Source organism: Algoriphagus sp. NBT04N3 (assembly GCF_019443765.1).
Taxonomy (GTDB): Bacteria; Bacteroidota; Bacteroidia; order Cytophagales; family Cyclobacteriaceae; genus Algoriphagus; species Algoriphagus ornithinivorans.
In genome coordinates this window covers 975,796-992,632 of record NZ_CP048415.1, presented here as the reverse complement: position 1 = coordinate 992,632, position 16,837 = coordinate 975,796, and the positions used below count along the sequence as shown (strand labels likewise).

The 16,837-nt window shown below is 39.8% G+C and carries 20 protein-coding genes; 6 read left to right on the top strand and 14 right to left on the bottom strand.

All coding sequences use genetic code 11. From position 1 onward, the window contains the following. Positions 1–8: 8 nt before the first annotated feature. The gene (locus GYM62_RS04270; protein ID WP_219958455.1) at positions 9–1,103 is read right to left on the bottom strand and encodes a BamA/TamA family outer membrane protein; all 1,095 of its coding nucleotides are present in this window, start codon (positions 1,101–1,103) and stop codon (positions 9–11) included. A 55-nt stretch (positions 1,104–1,158) separates the two neighbouring features. Beyond that, the gene (locus GYM62_RS04265; protein WP_219958454.1) at positions 1,159–1,506 is read right to left on the bottom strand and encodes a nucleotide pyrophosphohydrolase; all 348 of its coding nucleotides are present in this window, start codon (positions 1,504–1,506) and stop codon (positions 1,159–1,161) included. An 81-nt stretch (positions 1,507–1,587) separates the two neighbouring features. Here GYM62_RS04265 and GYM62_RS04260 point away from each other — a divergent pair, with 81 nt between their 5' ends. Continuing rightward, entirely contained in the window at positions 1,588–2,628 is a 1,041-nt protein-coding gene (locus tag GYM62_RS04260; protein WP_219958453.1) for a zinc-dependent alcohol dehydrogenase family protein, read from the top strand. A gap of 1 nt (position 2,629) precedes the next feature. Beyond that, entirely contained in the window at positions 2,630–3,022 is a 393-nt protein-coding gene (locus GYM62_RS04255) for an iron chaperone (RefSeq protein ID WP_219958452.1), read from the top strand. Here GYM62_RS04255 and GYM62_RS04250 read toward each other — a convergent pair. From GYM62_RS04250 to GYM62_RS04225, 6 genes are all read right to left on the bottom strand, one after another. Beyond that, positions 2,994–4,466: an ATP-binding cassette domain-containing protein gene (locus GYM62_RS04250; protein ID WP_219958451.1), complete on the bottom strand. Its 1,473-nt coding sequence runs from the start codon at positions 4,464–4,466 to the stop codon at positions 2,994–2,996. The genes GYM62_RS04255 and GYM62_RS04250 overlap by 29 nt on opposite strands. 105 nt (positions 4,467–4,571) lie before the next feature. Continuing rightward, entirely contained in the window at positions 4,572–5,024 is a 453-nt protein-coding gene (dtd, locus tag GYM62_RS04245; protein WP_219958450.1) for a D-aminoacyl-tRNA deacylase, read from the bottom strand. After that, positions 5,021–5,740: an NAD-dependent epimerase/dehydratase family protein gene (locus GYM62_RS04240; RefSeq protein ID WP_219958449.1), complete on the bottom strand. Its 720-nt coding sequence runs from the start codon at positions 5,738–5,740 to the stop codon at positions 5,021–5,023. The genes dtd and GYM62_RS04240 overlap by 4 nt, the downstream gene beginning before the upstream one ends. After that, entirely contained in the window at positions 5,737–6,360 is a 624-nt protein-coding gene (locus GYM62_RS04235; protein WP_219958448.1) for a thioredoxin family protein, read from the bottom strand. Before GYM62_RS04235 ends, GYM62_RS04240 begins: the two co-directional genes overlap by 4 nt. Before the next feature lie 31 nt (positions 6,361–6,391). Then, the gene (locus GYM62_RS04230; RefSeq protein WP_219958447.1) at positions 6,392–6,805 is read right to left on the bottom strand and encodes a YkvA family protein; all 414 of its coding nucleotides are present in this window, start codon (positions 6,803–6,805) and stop codon (positions 6,392–6,394) included. Between the two features lie 4 nt (positions 6,806–6,809). Further along, positions 6,810–7,331, bottom strand: a complete 522-nt coding sequence (locus tag GYM62_RS04225) for a hypothetical protein (RefSeq protein ID WP_219958446.1) — start codon at positions 7,329–7,331, stop codon at positions 6,810–6,812. Between the two features lie 112 nt (positions 7,332–7,443). Here GYM62_RS04225 and GYM62_RS04220 point away from each other — a divergent pair, with 112 nt between their 5' ends. Both GYM62_RS04220 and GYM62_RS04215 read left to right on the top strand, forming a co-directional pair. Then, entirely contained in the window at positions 7,444–7,770 is a 327-nt protein-coding gene (locus GYM62_RS04220) for an iron-sulfur cluster assembly accessory protein (RefSeq protein ID WP_091654386.1), read from the top strand. Positions 7,771–7,915: 145 nt separating this feature from the next. After that, the gene (locus GYM62_RS04215) at positions 7,916–8,413 is read left to right on the top strand and encodes a DUF6265 family protein (protein ID WP_219958445.1); all 498 of its coding nucleotides are present in this window, start codon (positions 7,916–7,918) and stop codon (positions 8,411–8,413) included. A 565-nt stretch (positions 8,414–8,978) separates the two neighbouring features. Here the strand turns inward: GYM62_RS04215 and GYM62_RS04210 are convergent. From GYM62_RS04210 to GYM62_RS04195, 4 genes are read right to left on the bottom strand one after another with little or no spacing between them, the layout of a single operon-like run. Further along, positions 8,979–9,437 carry a DUF4268 domain-containing protein gene (locus tag GYM62_RS04210; protein WP_219958444.1) on the bottom strand — a complete coding sequence of 153 codons (459 nt, stop codon included), beginning with the start codon at positions 9,435–9,437 and terminating at the stop codon, positions 8,979–8,981. Between the two features lie 2 nt (positions 9,438–9,439). Then, complete coding sequence (folB, locus tag GYM62_RS04205; protein WP_091654395.1) at positions 9,440–9,808, bottom strand: dihydroneopterin aldolase; 369 nt, start codon at positions 9,806–9,808, stop codon at positions 9,440–9,442. Further along, the gene (locus tag GYM62_RS04200) at positions 9,808–10,773 is read right to left on the bottom strand and encodes a DivIVA domain-containing protein (protein WP_219958443.1); all 966 of its coding nucleotides are present in this window, start codon (positions 10,771–10,773) and stop codon (positions 9,808–9,810) included. Before GYM62_RS04200 ends, folB begins: the two co-directional genes overlap by 1 nt. Beyond that, positions 10,770–11,690 (bottom strand): WD40 repeat domain-containing protein, encoded by a 921-nt coding sequence (locus tag GYM62_RS04195; protein WP_219958442.1) that lies wholly within the window; start codon positions 11,688–11,690, stop codon positions 10,770–10,772. Before GYM62_RS04195 ends, GYM62_RS04200 begins: the two co-directional genes overlap by 4 nt. Positions 11,691–11,725: 35 nt before the next feature. On the opposite strand from GYM62_RS04195, the gene GYM62_RS04190 reads away from it, so the two are divergent. Both GYM62_RS04190 and GYM62_RS04185 read left to right on the top strand, forming a co-directional pair. Beyond that, complete coding sequence (locus GYM62_RS04190; protein ID WP_219958441.1) at positions 11,726–12,355, top strand: 4'-phosphopantetheinyl transferase superfamily protein; 630 nt, start codon at positions 11,726–11,728, stop codon at positions 12,353–12,355. A 102-nt stretch (positions 12,356–12,457) separates the two neighbouring features. Further along, positions 12,458–13,036 carry a redoxin domain-containing protein gene (locus tag GYM62_RS04185; RefSeq protein ID WP_219958440.1) on the top strand — a complete coding sequence of 193 codons (579 nt, stop codon included), beginning with the start codon at positions 12,458–12,460 and terminating at the stop codon, positions 13,034–13,036. Here GYM62_RS04185 and GYM62_RS04180 read toward each other — a convergent pair. After that, positions 13,033–13,875, bottom strand: coding sequence for a transglutaminase-like domain-containing protein (locus GYM62_RS04180; RefSeq protein ID WP_091654402.1), 843 nt, complete (start codon positions 13,873–13,875; stop codon positions 13,033–13,035). The genes GYM62_RS04185 and GYM62_RS04180 overlap by 4 nt on opposite strands. Positions 13,876–13,898: 23 nt before the next feature. Next, positions 13,899–15,530 (bottom strand): acyl-CoA carboxylase subunit beta, encoded by a 1,632-nt coding sequence (locus GYM62_RS04175; protein WP_219958439.1) that lies wholly within the window; start codon positions 15,528–15,530, stop codon positions 13,899–13,901. Between the last annotated feature and the right edge of the window lie 1,307 nt (positions 15,531–16,837).

Sequence of the window (16,837 nt, the reverse complement as noted above, 5' to 3'; positions counted from 1 at the left end):
TTTAGCCTTCAAAAAGCTTCTCCGAAAGTGAAATAAAACTGAAAAGGTTCTCCCGGGGAATGAGCCAAATCAAGCCGGAGGTTTAGTCTTTTTCGTTTGTTAAGCTGAAACCTCCCCCCTGCTCCATAGGTGAATTTACTCTGATTTAGCACAAAGGGATTTTCTTGTGAAAATGCATTTCCCAGACCACTGAAGGCCGTTATCCCCCATCTAGGGGCGAATTTATATCGATACTCAGCCTGCAAAACCACAACTTGTTTTTCTCTGTACTTCCCTTCAAAAAGACCTCGCATCAATCTGTTTCCTCCAAGCATTGGCAAGGCAAAGAATGGGACATCTCCAAAAGTCATTTCTGTGAGGCCTTGGGTGGCAATGATTTGATTCTTTCCTATGGGTATTATTTTTCGATAATCTGCAAAGATTCTCGCATAGGGGAATTCCCCTCCCAAAGCTTTTCCATATCCTTGGATGCTTGCTTCAAAATAAGCTCCATTTACAGGATAGAGTTGATTATCCCGAGAGTCAAAAAGCACCACAGGGCCCAAACCTGAATTTCTTCCTCCCTCGTTACCCAATATCCCATTATCTTCCAATTGGCCTGACTCTTCTTTTTGATAAATATCCATTGCATCAAATCGCAATCCTCCACCTAAATACCAATTGGAGCCCAAGGCCCAAGCATAATTTATTCTTACCCGAGGAAACTTTGCCGAATATACCTCCTCGTTTTCCTGGCTGACATTCATCCCCTGACCAAAGTAGAAATACACATAATCGTACCAGCCTATTTCTCCGTAGATCAAGTTCTTATTTCCTGGAGTGAAGATTCTTCCGCTTAGATAGCTTAAAAATTGTTTCCTCAAAGAATAAGCAATTCCGGCAGCTAATTGACTTTCGTAGGTACTTATTGAGTCTCCCAAATTGAAATTACTCACGGCTCCGACACCAAAAACCCATCGAGTCTCAGGGGTGTAATAGACCAATGGCAAAACAGACAAGGTCCAATCTTTTGACTTCTCCTGAACTAAGGTTTGAGAAAATGCTTTCTGGGTGAAAACAAAAAATATAAGAAATAGGAGAAAGGTCTTTTGAGAACTATTCATAATTGAATCTACGAGGATATTTACACCTTCCGATGAAACAGTTTAGGAAAAGCTATTATTGAAGCTTTTTATTGTCTTTGTGCCTCGTATTATCTCTGATATTTTTCTTTTCAAAATTTCTTTTTAATGCTTTTGTCAAATCTACCCCTGTCTGATTTGCTAGGCAGATCAAAACCCAAAGCACATCCGCCATTTCATCTCCCAAGTCCTTTCCTTTATCAGATTCTTTGAAAGACTGTTCCCCATAAGTTCGTGACATTATCCTAGCCAGCTCGCCAACTTCTTCCATGAGGATAGTCATATTGGTCAACTCGTTGAAGTAACGAACTCCCACCGTTTTTATCCAATGATCGACCAGTTCTTGAGCTTCTGCTATAGTTATTTCTTTTTTATCTGAGTCCATTATTGTTCTTTCATTTTATTCTCATCTAAGTAACTAAGAAAAAACGGAAGGGATTGGCTACTTTTCAGAAAAAATCATCGAATGAAAGCATTGGTCTACGAGCAGTTTCAAAGCTTACCCAAAATCCAAAAAGTATCCGATCCATCACCTGAGCTCAATGGTGTAGTTATCAAGGTCAAAGCTACAGGACTATGCAGATCGGATTGGCATGGCTGGATGGGTCATGATTCAGATATTGTTTTGCCACATGTTCCCGGACATGAATTTGCTGGAGAAATAGTAGGAATAGGAAAAGATGTCAGAAAATGGAAAACCGGTGATCGCGTGACAGTTCCTTTTGTTTGTGCTTGTGGCATATGCCCAACCTGCGCCTCCGGAAATCAACAAATCTGCAATGAGCAATTTCAGCCCGGATTTACTCATTGGGGATCTTTTGCTGAGTATGTGAGAATTGACCGAGCAGAAACCAATTTGATCAGCTTGCCTGAATCCATGAGTTATGAAACTGCTGCAAGTCTAGGCTGTAGATTTGCAACCTCTTTTCGCGCAGTAGTAGATCAGGGAAAAGTCGCAGGAGGACAATGGGTAGCTGTATTTGGATGTGGAGGGGTAGGATTATCTGCTATTATGATCGCCAAAGCATTGGGAGCTCAGGTAATTGCTATCGATATTTCTGAAAAGCAACTAGATCTCGCAAAAACAGTAGGAGCTGATGCTATTTTAAATCCCAAATCCATTAGCTCAACTCCAGAGGCTATTCATGAAATATCAAAAGGTGGTGTACATGTATCATTGGATGCCTTGGGAAATAGCAAAACAGCCTATGATTCAGTAGCCAGTTTGAGGAAAAGAGGCAAACATATTCAGGTAGGACTTTTGTTGGATCAGGAAAAAGACACTGCTTTGCCCATGAACCTGGTGATTTCCAAAGAGCTGGAAATTCTAGGGAGCCATGGAATGCAGGCATGGAGATATACAGAGATGATGGATATGATAGAAAATGGAAAACTGAATCCGCAAGCACTCATAGGGAAAACCATTAGCTTGGAAGATGCTGTAACTGTTTTGCCGGAAATGAATAAATTTGAAAATCAGGGTATTACCATCATTAATCAATTCTAAAATGGGACCGAAAGCGGAAAATATTGAAGAGTATTTCAGCTGGTTTCCTCCTGAAATCCAGAACCAATTAGGCCAGATAAGAAAGGCAATAAAAGAGGTGCTCCCTGAAGCTACTGAAGTTATAAGCTATCATATGCCGGCTTTCAAAACCACCGAAGTGCTGGTTTATTATGCAGCCATGAAAAACCATATTGGTTTCTATCCAACCAACTCTGCAGTATCTGAATTTAAGGAAGCTTTAAAGCCCTTCAAAACCAGCAAGGGAGCCATTCAAATACCTTATAATGAAAAGTTGCCATTAAAATTGATTCAGGACATTGCGATTTTTAGAAAGGAAGAAGCAAAAGCCAGGGCAGAGCAAAAGCTTAAGATAAAGCAAAAACGCGGTCAATGATTTCTGGAACATCTTCATCGTAATGGCTCACGTAGATTAAGGACAAAGAAGAAATTTCACAGACTTTTTGAATTGTGTTTTTAAATAATTCCCGCTGAAGCTTATCCATTCCCTGAGATGCTTCATCTAGGATTAATAGCTTTGGCTTTTTGATCAATGCCCTAGCTAACAAAGTCCAGCGTTGATGTTCTAGGGAAAGTCTTTGAATGGGAATTTGCTGAACTTTCTCCAGTTCAAATAATTTAAGCCAGCTATCTGCCAGACTTTCTTGCTCGGCTGTAGTTTTTTTGAATAAACCCATCGTATCATAAAGTCCCGAAAGAATAACTTTTCTACAAGTTTGATTTGCAGGAAAAAATCTTGATAATTCAGGAGCTACAAAGCCAGTTGGTTTTTTTACATCCCAAATACTCTCTCCTGTTCCTCTTTTTCTTCCAAAAAGATAAATATTTTGAGAATAAGCCTGAGGATTCTCACCAATCAACAATGAGATCAAAGTTGATTTCCCTGATCCATTTGGCCCCTTAAGTTGCCAGTATTCACCAGAGTTTACTTCCCATGAAACTGAATCCAAAATCAAATTTCCCTGATAGGAAATATTCACAGCATCCAATTTGATCAGAGTTTCTGAAGGCATTGATTCGTTAGAAAGAAGTTTTCCCAACAAAGCCCAATCCCATGATTTAGCCTGACTAGCATGACTAGTAAGATGGAAATCGCGGCTACTCCAGCGCTGAATAATGCCTTCATCTGTCAATTTTGCCACGTTGGTAATTCCATCAGGTATATCTTCAGCATTAGCAGTAAGCAATACATGTGTCCCAGCTTGAATAATTTCTTTCAGAATTTCTCCAAAAGAACTCCTTGTTTTCACATCAAGTCCTGTCAAGGGATGATCCATCAAAAATATCTTCGGCTGTCTCATCAAGCCAGCAGCGATGGCTAATCGACGGGTTTCTCCATTCGAAAGCTTCAATAAAGACTCATCCTTGAGGCTTTCCAAATTCAATAATTTCATCACATTTTCCAAAGTCCAAGAACCTGGGATTTTGGATTCTATTTCGTTGAGGAACTGAAATACAGTAGCTGTTTCCTCTGATTCATTAGAGTTGAATCGCTGTTGGAAATAGAAGTTTTGCTGATTGAACTTATTTCTAAATTCATATTTCTGAGAAACGTAAGCCATCAAATCCCTGAAGCTGTGGACTTCCTTTTTTGTTGATTTTTCTTCAGAATACACTTTAGCAAAATCTCTAATGACCAGCCCTTGGGATAAAATAGTGTTTCCTCGGATGGTTTCTAAAAAGGCTGTTTGGAGCCAGCCAGAATCACTGACAATTGCCCATTGCTCTCCTTTTCTCCATTCAAAATTCAAATCATGGAAGGCATGATTCCCTTTAAAAAGCACCTTAGCATTTTGGATTTCCAATAGGTTTTGAGGCATTTTGAAAGATAAAAAAAATGTCGGGAATCCTCATCTAGCTTCCTTCTTTCAATAACCTCTATTCAGTAAGTCAGGCAATAATGGATGGCGCAAAAAAATTAAGCGCTAAACCCGATTTTTCGAGTCAATAACAATTGTAACAGGGCCATCATTAATCAGGGAAACCTTCATATCTGCACCAAACTCTCCTGTTCCAATCTCTTTCCCTAATTCTTGTTCCAAAGCACCTATCATTTGCTCATAAAGAGGTATGGCCACATCAGGTTTGGCAGCCTTGATATAGGAAGGCCTATTTCCTTTTTTAGTACTGGCATGCAAGGTGAATTGTGAAATCAACAAAATCTCACCATTGACGTCATGCAGGCTTTTGTTCATTACCTCGTTCTCATCTGGAAAAATGCGAAGGTTGACTATTTTCTTACTTAGCCACTCGATATCATCCTTTTGGTCTGCATCTTCTATTCCAAGTAATACCATCAGACCCAACCCAATTTGAGATTTGACTTTTCCTTCGATTTTCACAGAGGACTCGGAAACTCTTTGAATTACTGCTATCATTTACTTAAATCCTGCATTTCTCCTGAAGGAATGATTTCCACTCCTTTTCTGGAATTATCTAAAGCTACTTTGACCATACTTTTTGCCACCTGATAGTCATAAATAGGCCTCATATTTTTGAAGAGCCTTAACCAAACCAAGGGTTTCATTAAAATAGTCGCAACTTTTTCCCCAAACCTAAATTCATTTCTGTTCCCCAAAAGCAAGGATGGCCTAAATATCCCTAAATGTTCAAAATCAAGTGCTTTCAAATCTTCCTCAGTTTTCCCTTTGACCTCATTGTAAAAGACTGAAGATTGTGGATCGGCACCCAAGGCGGAAACATAATAAAAACCATTTGCTCCCAAGCTTTTAGCCCACTTTGCAAAAGCCAATACCAAATCATGATCTATCTCAAAAAATTTCTCCTTGGAACCTGCCTGCTTGATGGTTGTGCCTAAGCTTGAGAAGGCTTGAATCGTACATTTCTTTTCTTGAATAGCTTGAGTAAGGGACACATATTCACCCCCCAGCGATTGAGAATTAATTTGATCTTCCCAGTTCCAATTTTGGATTTGGGACATATTTCCAGCCAATTGCACAAGGTTGGCATGTTTAAGCGCCAATTTCCTCCTACCTACGCTGATAATATAATCGTATGAATTTTGTTTTAGAAGTTGGTGCAGTAACTGCATGCCAACCAAACCGGATGTACCGGAAATTAGGGCTATGTTCATAGGATAAATGCTTCTTTGATGCGGTCCATCAATTCTTTTTCTAAAGATTGATTTTTATCCCGAGCATACCAAAGATGAGTTCCTTCTGTAAATTCTTTTGAGCTTAGCCCTTGAGGATCCAACTTATAGGCCCTTTGCCTGTCGAGTAAAAATTGAGGTTTTGGTCCCCAAGTAAAATATTCCTTTTTCAAGCCAGGACTTAAGGCGATCAGCTTAGGAATTGATCTTGCTCCATTAGTTAGGTATTGGTCCATGATCTCAAGATTTTCATCTCTTAATATCATCCGCAATTGTATACCAGGATTAATTTCCGAAAGCTTATTCATGTACGGAATTGTCTGAGCAGCATCTCCGCACCATGCCTCTGTAATTACCAGCCAAATTTGAGGGGGAAGATCTCTGATCAGGTCCTCCATTTCTGAAGATACTTTTGCCGTTTTATCCCATCGATGCATGCGTTGAGCAGCCATTCGAGTATATTCCAAATAAGCCTCTGATTGGTTTGGACCTGTAGTTTTGTTTTCTAAAACTAACTGTTTCACCAACTCCCGATATTCGAAATATGTTTGGGCTTGGGTAATAAGCTCAGGGGTAATAGTTTGTTTCAGTTGGTCTAGCATCTTTTAAATATTTGAGAGAAAACAGCTTTGCCTATATCTGAGTTCGCTCCCAATCCAAAAATTGCTCGATTTCATCTTTTACTTTGGTATAAACAGCTAAAATCACTGAAAGGTCATCTGCAAAACCAAAAATGCCTAAAAAGTCAGGAATAAGATCAAAAGGAGATAAGAAATAAACCAATGCCAAAAGCAAAAGACCCAAAGTTGTTCCTGAAAGCTTATGAGTCCCTGCAAAATGAGCTTTAATCATTCTAATAAATACAGAAACAGGTTCGATTAGCTTCTGAATTCGTGTATTGTTTTTCAGATTCGCAAGTTTATTGCCTACACCGCTGATTAGTTCTCTGATTTTGCTCTCCTGACCTGATAGAGCTTCTACCTTTTCCCCAAAAAGAGCTTTGGCTTTATTCAGAATTTTCCCTGCTTTTGATTTATTTTTTGCCATGGTTCTAGAAGTAAAGTTGAATTTCAGCCTTTACCTTTTTTAAAGCATAAGCGATGGCATCGTTTTTTCGTTCCAGAGATTGGGCAAAGATAGCCTTAGCTAAGTCCATTCCCGAAGCTTCTTGATCCACCGTTTGACGAGCCAAATTAATGATCGTGGTCACTTCCTCCACAGCGCGTTTAACTGCTTCCCATGTCTCTTCGGAAAAATATACTTGCTGAGAAAAATTATGATTGAACTCTTCTCTTACTTCATGTAGCAATTGCCCCTGTAACTCCGCCACTGTCATCCCCCCGGGACTGGACCTTCTCACCAAATTATTGGGAGTGATCCTTTCCAGAAGAAGACAAAGTCTTTCTGCAGCCTGAAGACGAACAGGAATAATGGTTTGGGTATTTTTGGTCTTAAGCTCCACCAGCATCTTTTCACGCTCTTTCGAAATAAAAGAAACGACTACTAAATACATGCCATACAGCACCGCAGCAGCTGGCAACAAAATCTTCAATAAATCAAATAGGTATTCCATAGTGGGATTAAATAAAGTCGAATATCTACAATTTATTCCGGCCTAGAAACGGAAGTCTGTGTAAATTTGGTTTCAAATCGAACCAATTTCCTGCCAAAATCATTCGAATTGCATGCTAGTTCCAATTTCTATCACAGAAAAAGCTGAAGCTGAGATCAAAAACATCATGGCTCACAAAAATATACCTGAAGAATATCACTTACGGGTTGGTGTCAGAGGTGGTGGTTGTGGGGGTATGTCCTATGCTTTGGGTTTTGACAAGGCTAAACCTGAGGATCAAAAATTTGAAATTGCAGGAATCCCGGTTCTAATAGAGAAAAGGCACTACATGTTTTTGATGGGGATGCAGATTGATTTTTTTGAAGGAGATGAGGCAAGAGGCTTTACTTTCATCAATCCAGATATCCCTAAAAGGCATGATGTTGAGGACAATTCTTAAGGATAAAGGCTGAAAGCTTAAAATTGGAGAACATCGGGTTTATAACTTGCTTCAGTGTTCATCATTCAGTTTCTGACACAGGTGAATTTTTAGGGATTAATTACTATTGCAATAATTTCCTATTTTGAATCAAATTCTATTCAAAATGAAGTCAATCATTCTATCTCTCGCCTTATTTCTCCTTTCTACTCAGTCATTTTCCCAAGAAGTAAAAACCCTTGGCCCCGATGAAAATCCGGGAAAAGGAAAAGTATCCGAACTGGATTGGCTGTCTGGTTATTGGTTGGGTACAGGTTTGGGAGGAGAATGTGAGGAAGTTTGGCTTCCCCAAAAAGATGGGCAGATGATGGGGACTTTTAGATTTTGGAATGATGGAAAATTACAGTTTACTGAGTTTTTCCAGTTAGTAGATATTGGTGATTCCTTTACCTTAAAGCTAAAGCATTATGGAGCTGACCTGGGTCCTTGGGAAGAAAATGAAGAATGGACAGAGTTTAGGCTTATAGAAGTAGGAGAAAACAAAGTCTGGTTGGATGGACTCACCATGGAGCGAGTTGGAGATCAAATGAGCGTCTGGGTTTTGATGAGATCTAAAAATGGGGATCATGTTGAGAAGTTTGAGTATCAAAAAGGCGATTTTTGAAGTTAGAAATTTGAAATTTGAAAGCTGAAAACCTGAGGATTCAAGGGAATCGGCAAGTTATCTCGCTCCTTTGGAGCTGTCCCATCTATTTACTTCCATCCTCATTCACTAAAAAATCACGCTCCTTCGGAGCTGTTTTATTTTGATTAATCCAATCGATTTAAGAACAAAACCAGGTCCGAAGGACCGAGATTCCTTAGGAGAAAAATCATCATTTCAAACCTTACGAAATAGCCCTGAAGGGGCGGGATAATGAAAAAAATGAGCGTTTATATTAAATATTAAGCAGAAGCCAAGAAAACCAATATTTCAAAGCCCTACTTTAAAACGACAATATTTATTAATTCTAAATTGGCCTAGCCAGAAAATCTCGCTCCTTTGGAGCTTTCACAAAGAGACTTCAACTTTGAGAATTACTAAGAAATCACGCTCCTTCGGAGCTATTTAATTTATAGCCATTCTATAGGCATAGAAAAATAATTGAGGTCCGAAGGACCGAGATTCTTTAGGTAAAACATAATTTCCCAAACCTCACGAAATAGCCCTGAAGGGGCGGAAAATAAAATCACAAATCCTCAAAACCGGGCTTGACCAAATCCCAAAACTCATCTAAGGCGATAATTCTGGGTTTGAGAAAAGAAATGATAGCTGGCCAATCCTTCTCCTCCATCACATTCACTCCTTTTTTTACCATCTCAATTTTTGATATGACTTGACCCACTTCATTTTCAACATGGAGCTTCCAATCCCACTTTTCTTGGGTACAGGATTCTAGAATTTTCCGGAGTTGGGTAAACTGCTCAAATATTAACTCTTGAAACTCCTCGTCAGCATGGGTTATTTCTATTCCCACAGAGGCAAATCCCCTTTCGGCCTTCATCCGAAAATAAATATCCTTAATCCCCGTCTTATAATTTGGCCAATTGACCCTCCTTCCCTGTGCATTGGGAACAGGCTTCATATATTGCCCAAAGGCTATCCAAAAATCCTTACGGATTCGGGAAGTCTCGGCTTTGGAATACATAGTTAATCTTGGTAATCTTCAGGATATTGAATTTGTACGGCAGAATATTTTACCAATCCGCCTAATGCAGGACCATGTTTTTTAAGAGTTAGTCGAATTTGTGTTGTACTGGGATAAGCTCGCAATATATCTGTCACAATCATATGCCCCAGATGCTCCAAAAGCTTCACTTTCACATCCATTCTAGCCTTAATGATCTGATACAATTTTGAATAATCTACCGTAGCATTCAAATCATCTTCCAACATTGCTTTTTTGAAATTAGTCTCTAATTCCAAATCCAAGGTAAAGCGGTTTCCTAAAATAGATTCTTCAGGATAGGCTCCGTGATAGGCATGAAACTCAATTCCTTCGAGTGCAACTTTTCCCATTAGTCAAATTGATCAAAAAATGAACCCGATTGTTTTTTTGGATCTTCCGGCTCATTTTCTTCCCTTACTTCTTGAGCCTTGATTTCTTCTTTGACAGGTTCTTCTTCTTGAATTTCTTCCTCCTGATCTACCACTTCTTCTACTTCCTCTTCCCTCTCTTCATTTTCTACTTCAACTTCCTCATCAGCCTCCACTACATCCGGAGCACTATCATGCATTTCCAAATCGATAGCTTCCTCTACAGTTTCCATTTCTTCCAATGGATCTTCTTCTACAGATTCAGGCACATATTCATCCTGTGGCTGTTGTGGCTCAGGAGCTTGCGCGGCAAGATTGGCTAAATTTCCAAAAGTAAATGTATGTGACCTGCTGAGTTCATCAATGGCACGTTGGTGTGCTTTTGCATCGATTCTAGAATAATGAGCTTCTGCCAAATCCAATTGATTCAGGGTGTCTTGCGAAATTCGCTTTAAGCTTTTTACCAAAGCCTCCCTTTGCTCTGCCAAGCCTTCGTAGGACCTTACTAATCCCTGCATGCTTTCACGAAGCTCAATGATTGTTTCTTTTGCTTTTGCTTCTGCAGCTCCAATAATGGTAGCAGCATTTTCCTCTGCCTTTTTCTTTGCCTCCTCCATCATTTGATTGACATGGGCTGTGGCGTTTTTCGCAGTATGATTTGCTTCGGCAATAATCTGATCGGCAGCTTCATTGGCCTCTTCAATGATACTTGCCCCGGTATCCTCCGCAGTTTTCAATGTTCTAAAAAGTGAATCCTCCACATCCTTCAGTCTTTTGGCCTCTGCCTCCACCTGTTGCAGTTTAGATTTCAATTCCAGGTTTTCCTGATTGAGCTGTTCTACGACTTGACTGACCTCATCCAAAAACGCGGTAACTTCTTTTTTTTCAAAACCCCTGAAGGAAGTTTCAAATGATTGCGAACGAATAGCTGCGGGAGTGATTTTCATGTATGTTGTGGTTCTATATTCCAAATTGAAATGCTTCTGTCATCAGAAACGGAAATGACTTCTTGAGTATAACTACTCCAAACTACCTTATTGATACTGGTGCCATGACCTGCGTTTCGAGCCTTATCTATGACTTTGAGCAGTTTTCTTTCTTCAGTATCCCAAACTTTGATGGACTTGTCCATGGAGCAGGTAACCAGCATGGATCCATCTTCTTTAAATGAAAGATAATTGATTGCATACATATGCGCTACAATATCTTCAGATAATGCATAAGGATCTACACTCCAAAATTTCAAATGTGCATCCCTTGCACCACTTACCAGAATTTTTTCATCAGGAGAGTATCGCAAAGCAAACACCGAGTTGGCATGCCCTGTTAAATTACCAATTGGTTGATATTCATTAGCCAAATCCAAAATCTTAATACTATGGTCAGACAATCCAATCGCCAAATGTCTTTTTCCTAGGGCAATATCCATTACCCGAATACTTTTCGAGGATAGCTTAATATGCTTTTTAATGCTTTTTGAAGGGATATCAACAACGATTAAGACTCCATCTCCTGTTCCTACAAAAACCTCATCTCCTAAAACCTGAATATCAAAGATTGCTTGATCTGTCAATCGGATCGACCAAAGCTCTTTATTCTCTTGGAGATCAATCAAATGAATTCCTTCAAAATTATGCCCAATTACCAAATAGTTTCGCTGCTTGTCTACTGCCAAAGAATAGACAGAGTTGGGGAGCTTAGCAATTAATTTTCCGTCCTTTGGATTATCTAAATCCCACTCCACTACCATTCCATCTCCGGCACCTGTATAAAAAAAGCGAGGATCCGAGCCTTCAGCCAATGCGTATATACAATCATTATGGCCAGTTAGCGTGTGCGATTTAATTACTTGAATTTTTGACATATATTGCCTTATGCTTAGATTAGCCCTACAGGCCTATGCAAACAAAAATAGAAAAAATTGATAGTTCCTCTGCCTTAGCCATCAAGATAATTGATGACTACTCTGAGGAAGAACTGCACTTTCTCAGTTTTAGAGAGAAACTTGCCCTAGCAAATATCTCACATCCAGAGAAAAAAAGGGAGTGGTCTACAGCGAGAGTAGCGATCAAAGATGCTTTGGATTCCCTTTCTGTCCCCTATCCCGGATTTTTTAAAGACGAGCACGGAAAATCCCAATCTATGAATGGCACCGGATATGTTTCTCTTAGTCATACTCAAGGCTATGCCGGGGCTATTTTCCATAGAGAATACCCCGTGGGAATGGATATGGATTTTGTGAGAGAGAAAATCTTACGAATCGGAAAAAGATTTTTAGATCCAGATGAACTGGATTTTCTGGAGAATGATCCGGTTCATTTCACGCTTGCTTGGTCTGCTAAAGAATCAATCTTCAAGTGCCAAGGGAAAAAGGGAGTTTCTTTCAGAGACAATATTTTACTTGAGCCTTTTGAAAAAGGAAGTACTGTGATTAAAGGAAAAATAAGAGGAACAGATTACGCGGATCATCATTATCAGGTTCAAGCACAGGTACTTGGAGACGTGATTCTCACCTACACCATTTGGTAATATGAAATGCCCATGAGGAAAAATCTCACACAGTGGGATAATTCTTTTGGGCATTCCTCCCGATAGTTATCAGGATGACCTCTAAAAACAAATTATAAACAGATGAAAAAAATAATAGCTGTATCTATTCTTTGCTGCTTATTCCATTTCAATAGCTTTTCCCAAACTTTTCAATCCATAGAAAGGATAGATGCAGTAACCGGAAAAAGTACAGATTTAAAAAGCTTGATCAGTGGCAAAGCGATGGTGTTAATTTTTCACAGCCTGGGATGCCCTTATTCTAAAATGTATGAAAAACGATTGATTGCATTGAGGAATAGCTACTCTAATAAAGGGATTCGATTTGTACTGATCAATCCTGAATCAGAAGTGGATCCTGAAAGTCAAAAAGTTTTGAAATCATATATTGATGACTCCGGGCTCAATATGAACTATCTGATTGATGAGGAACAGGTTTTGGTTAAACAATTGAATATTACTAAAATTCCTGAAGCATTAATAATTCTGAATACTGAGTCAGGGTTAAACGTGGTTTACAGAGGAGCTATCGACAACAATCCCCAAGCTGAATCAGCCGTTTCGGAAAGGGTTTTGGAAAGAGCAATCAATCAAGTGCTGAGAAATGAAGAACCAAGTCCTGCTACTGTAAGGGCAACTGGCTGTAATATGAAGAGCTTCTAGGGTTCTAGAATTGCCAACATTTCCTTGATTTCATCCACTTTTTCAGCTTCCCCAAGTTTATCGAAAGAATTTCCCAAATTCCTCAAGCTTCTCATAATGATCTGAAGATTATCGGTGGGCTCAAAGTATTCTTCTTTAGGCTCAATTTTCAGATGATTTAGGTAATTGTGGATGTCTTTCCTGCTAAAGACCAAGCCTTTATTAAAGGCATTGACATAAAAAGTCAACTCATCTGTTTTGTAAGTCAGTACAAATAAATTTGGCAGATTGACTCCATAGATCGGGAGTCCCAGTTTTTTAGCCACCAACATGTAAATAGCACATAAGGAAATCGGATTTCCCTTTTTGGTGTCCAAAACAGTGGATAGCATACTATTACCGGGAGAGTGGAAATTTTTTGTATTTGCCCCGAATCTCAGAGTATTGAAAAGCACATTATTGATGATCCGGATTTGATCATAGGGTTCCAAATCATTTCTAAAGGCAGTCCATACATCAAAATAGATCTGATGCATTTCTGCATTTAGCTTTTCAAATTCCAGGTCGGGATATTGGTAGGTATTAATAATCCAAAGCCCTGTTAACAAGTCCTGATCCTCGGAATTTTTCCATTCCTCCAGTCTTCTTTTCACCAAAGAAAACTGGAGGTCATGGACTAGAATTTCAATCTCTTTTTGGATCTCCGGATTAAAACTGTTTTCCCACTTTTTTTCCAGGTAGGGAATGATTTCCGTTCCCAAGGATATAATACGTTCCCTTACATGATTTTTGACTTCAAGGTCTGTGTCGTCAAGCAAGGAAACTAAGGCGTTTAATTCAGAGTCTGACAATTCACTCATAAATGAAAATAATCAATTAATCTTTAGGTTTGAATAACACCCACATTAAATCTTTCCGAAATAGGATTGTGATTAGCTGCCTTAATTCCCATGGATATCACCTTTCTGGTTTCTCGGGGATCTATCACCCCATCAACCCACAATCGGGCGGCAGCATAATACGGACTCAACTCCTCATTATACTTATTGGTGATTTCGTCCAGTAGTTCCTTCTCCTCTTCAGGAGTGATCTCTTCTTTACCTGCTTTTTTCAAAGATGAAACTTTAATCTGAAGCAAGGTTTTGGCTGCAGAAGCACCTGACATTACAGCCATTTGCGCTGTTGGCCAAGAATATATCAATCTAGGATCGTAGGCTTTTCCACACATGGCATAATTGCCCGCTCCGTAAGAATTCCCAAGAACAATGGTGAATTTTGGAACAACCGAATTAGCCATTGCATTCACCATTTTTGCGCCGTCTTTAATGATTCCTCCATGCTCAGCTTTACTACCCACCATAAAGCCGCTGACATCCTGCAGAAAGACCAAAGGAATTTTGCGTTGGTTGCAGTTCATGATGAAGCGGGCAGCTTTATCTGCAGAATCTGAATAGATCACGCCACCCATCTGCATTTCACCTTTTGCAGTTTTTACAATCTTTCTTTGATTGGCTACTATTCCAACAGCCCAGCCATCGATTCGTGCTGTTCCACAAATCAGTGTTTTCCCAAAATCTTTTTTGTACTCGTCAAACTCCCCGCCATCAACAAGGCCTGAAATCACTTCAAGCATATCGTAGGGCTTTACCCTGTCTAATGGAAATTTCTTCAACAGCTCTTCTCCTGAAAAACCGGGGTCTTTGGGTTCTGATCTATCAAAACCTGCATTTTCAGATGCCCCAAGCTTGTCAAAAATATTCTTGATAGCATCCAGACAATCCTGGTCAGAGTCATATTTGTTATCAGTCACCCCTGAAATTTCACAATGGGTGGTCGCTCCTCCAAGAGTCTCATTGTCCACAGACTCACCGATTGCTGCTTTCACCAAGTAAGAGCCGGCCAAGAATATGGAACCTGTCTTATCTACAATCATAGCTTCATCGGACATGATAGGTAAATATGCTCCGCCTGCTACGCAACTACCCATGATAGCTGCCACTTGAACGATACCTAGTGAAGACATTTTTGCATTGTTCCTAAACTGCCGACCAAAGTGCTCTTTATCTGGAAAAATTTCATTTTGCATAGGCAAAAACACACCTGCACTGTCTACCAGATATATGATAGGTAGGCGATTTTCCATGGCAACTTCCTGAGCTCTCAAATTTTTCTTCGCAGTCATAGGAAACCAGGCTCCGGCTTTAACTGTGGCATCATTTGCAACGATCACGCACATTCTACCACGGACATATCCGATTCCTGTGACAACACCTGCCGAGGGACAGCCACCTTCTTCCTCATACATCCCATCAGCTGCAAAAGCCCCTATTTCTAAAAAATCCGATTGCTCATCGATCAGGTAATCGATTCTTTCTCTTGCGGTTAATTTACCTTTTTCATGCTCTTTGGCAATTCTTTTGGGTCCTCCACCCTGTTTTACAAGTTTGTATTTTTCCTGCAATTCAGTGAGGAGTTGGCCGAAATCTTTTGGTTCAGTTTTACTTGGGGAATTCATTCGTTATTTGGGTTTACTAAATTCAAACTCCAATCTACAAAAGGAAGTTTGGAAAAATCAGAATTCCGGAGGGAGAAATCCAAAAAGATAGTTTCTTTTTACTCTAGTCCGCGATATTATTGGGAGCAATCTCGAGCTCTTTTCGTAGGATTTGCAATCCGATTAAATCAAATGTTTTCAAAAGCTAGAAATGGTCTAGCGATTATTGAACTTTTGGACACCTTGTTCCATACCTACGGCATGGAAAGGAGTCTCAGAGCTGTTATTCTACCTAGCTAAAATCCCTACGGGATTGAATATTTCCACAATGTTTCTCGGATATCTTGCTGGCAAGTTAGTTTCGTTTCTTGTTGGAAATAGTGCGCCAGCGCTGGGTTGATTATAGTTCGCATTTATACCCCAGGTTTCACCTGGGCCCGTGCGCCTCAGGCGTGGCTACTGAAAAGTTAAAGCCTTTCAGGCTTTGAAGAGGTTAATTTTTTGATCTTAAAGCCTTAAATCTGAGAAGGATCAATTCCCCCTTTTTTAAAGGGGGTAAGGTGGATTTCTCGGCTTTGATCACCTATTGTAGGATTTTTAATCCAGTTAAAAAAGACTGTCTTCGTCTTGCTGGCATTGAGCTATTGTTTCCAAACGAAAATCGCGGGCCAGCGCTGGGGTGAGATCGGTGAATCTTGATCCGTGGGTTAAAACCCCTGCCTGTCCGCCTCAGGCGGGGCTATTTATTTGTCCGCTCCTACGGAGCTTTTGCTGCGGATATGAATGAAGGTATATCTGCCTAAGGCATATTTTGATGATATCTTTTTATCTATTTCACCGCAGGCGTATTTCTGAGCTCCTCGAATCCACGACAGGAGTCGGGAGTAATTCCGAGGTCTTATCGTAGGATTTGTAATCCGAAAAAACCTTTAGGAGTTTGCCATAAAATAGGACATAAACATAATTTATGTCGACTTGCGAACTCAAAAAACCCCTTGGAGGGTTGATAAAGGGTTTTGGTTCCATCTTGCTGGCATTGAGCTATTGTTTCCAAACTAAAATCTCGGGCCAGCGCTGGGGTCAGATCGGTGAATCGTGATCCGTGGGTTAAAACCCACGGCTATTTAATTGTCCGCTCCTTTGGAGCTTTTGCTCCGGATATGAATGAAGGTATATCTGCCTAAGGCATGTCTTGATAATATCTTGAAAAATATCTTATCGATAACCTAAGGTTTAAGAATATTTCGCCGCAGGCGTATTTCAATGTATTTCATTCAAAATACCCTAGCCCCCTTTCCAAAAGCTCTGGTCCTAAATTGAATTTACAT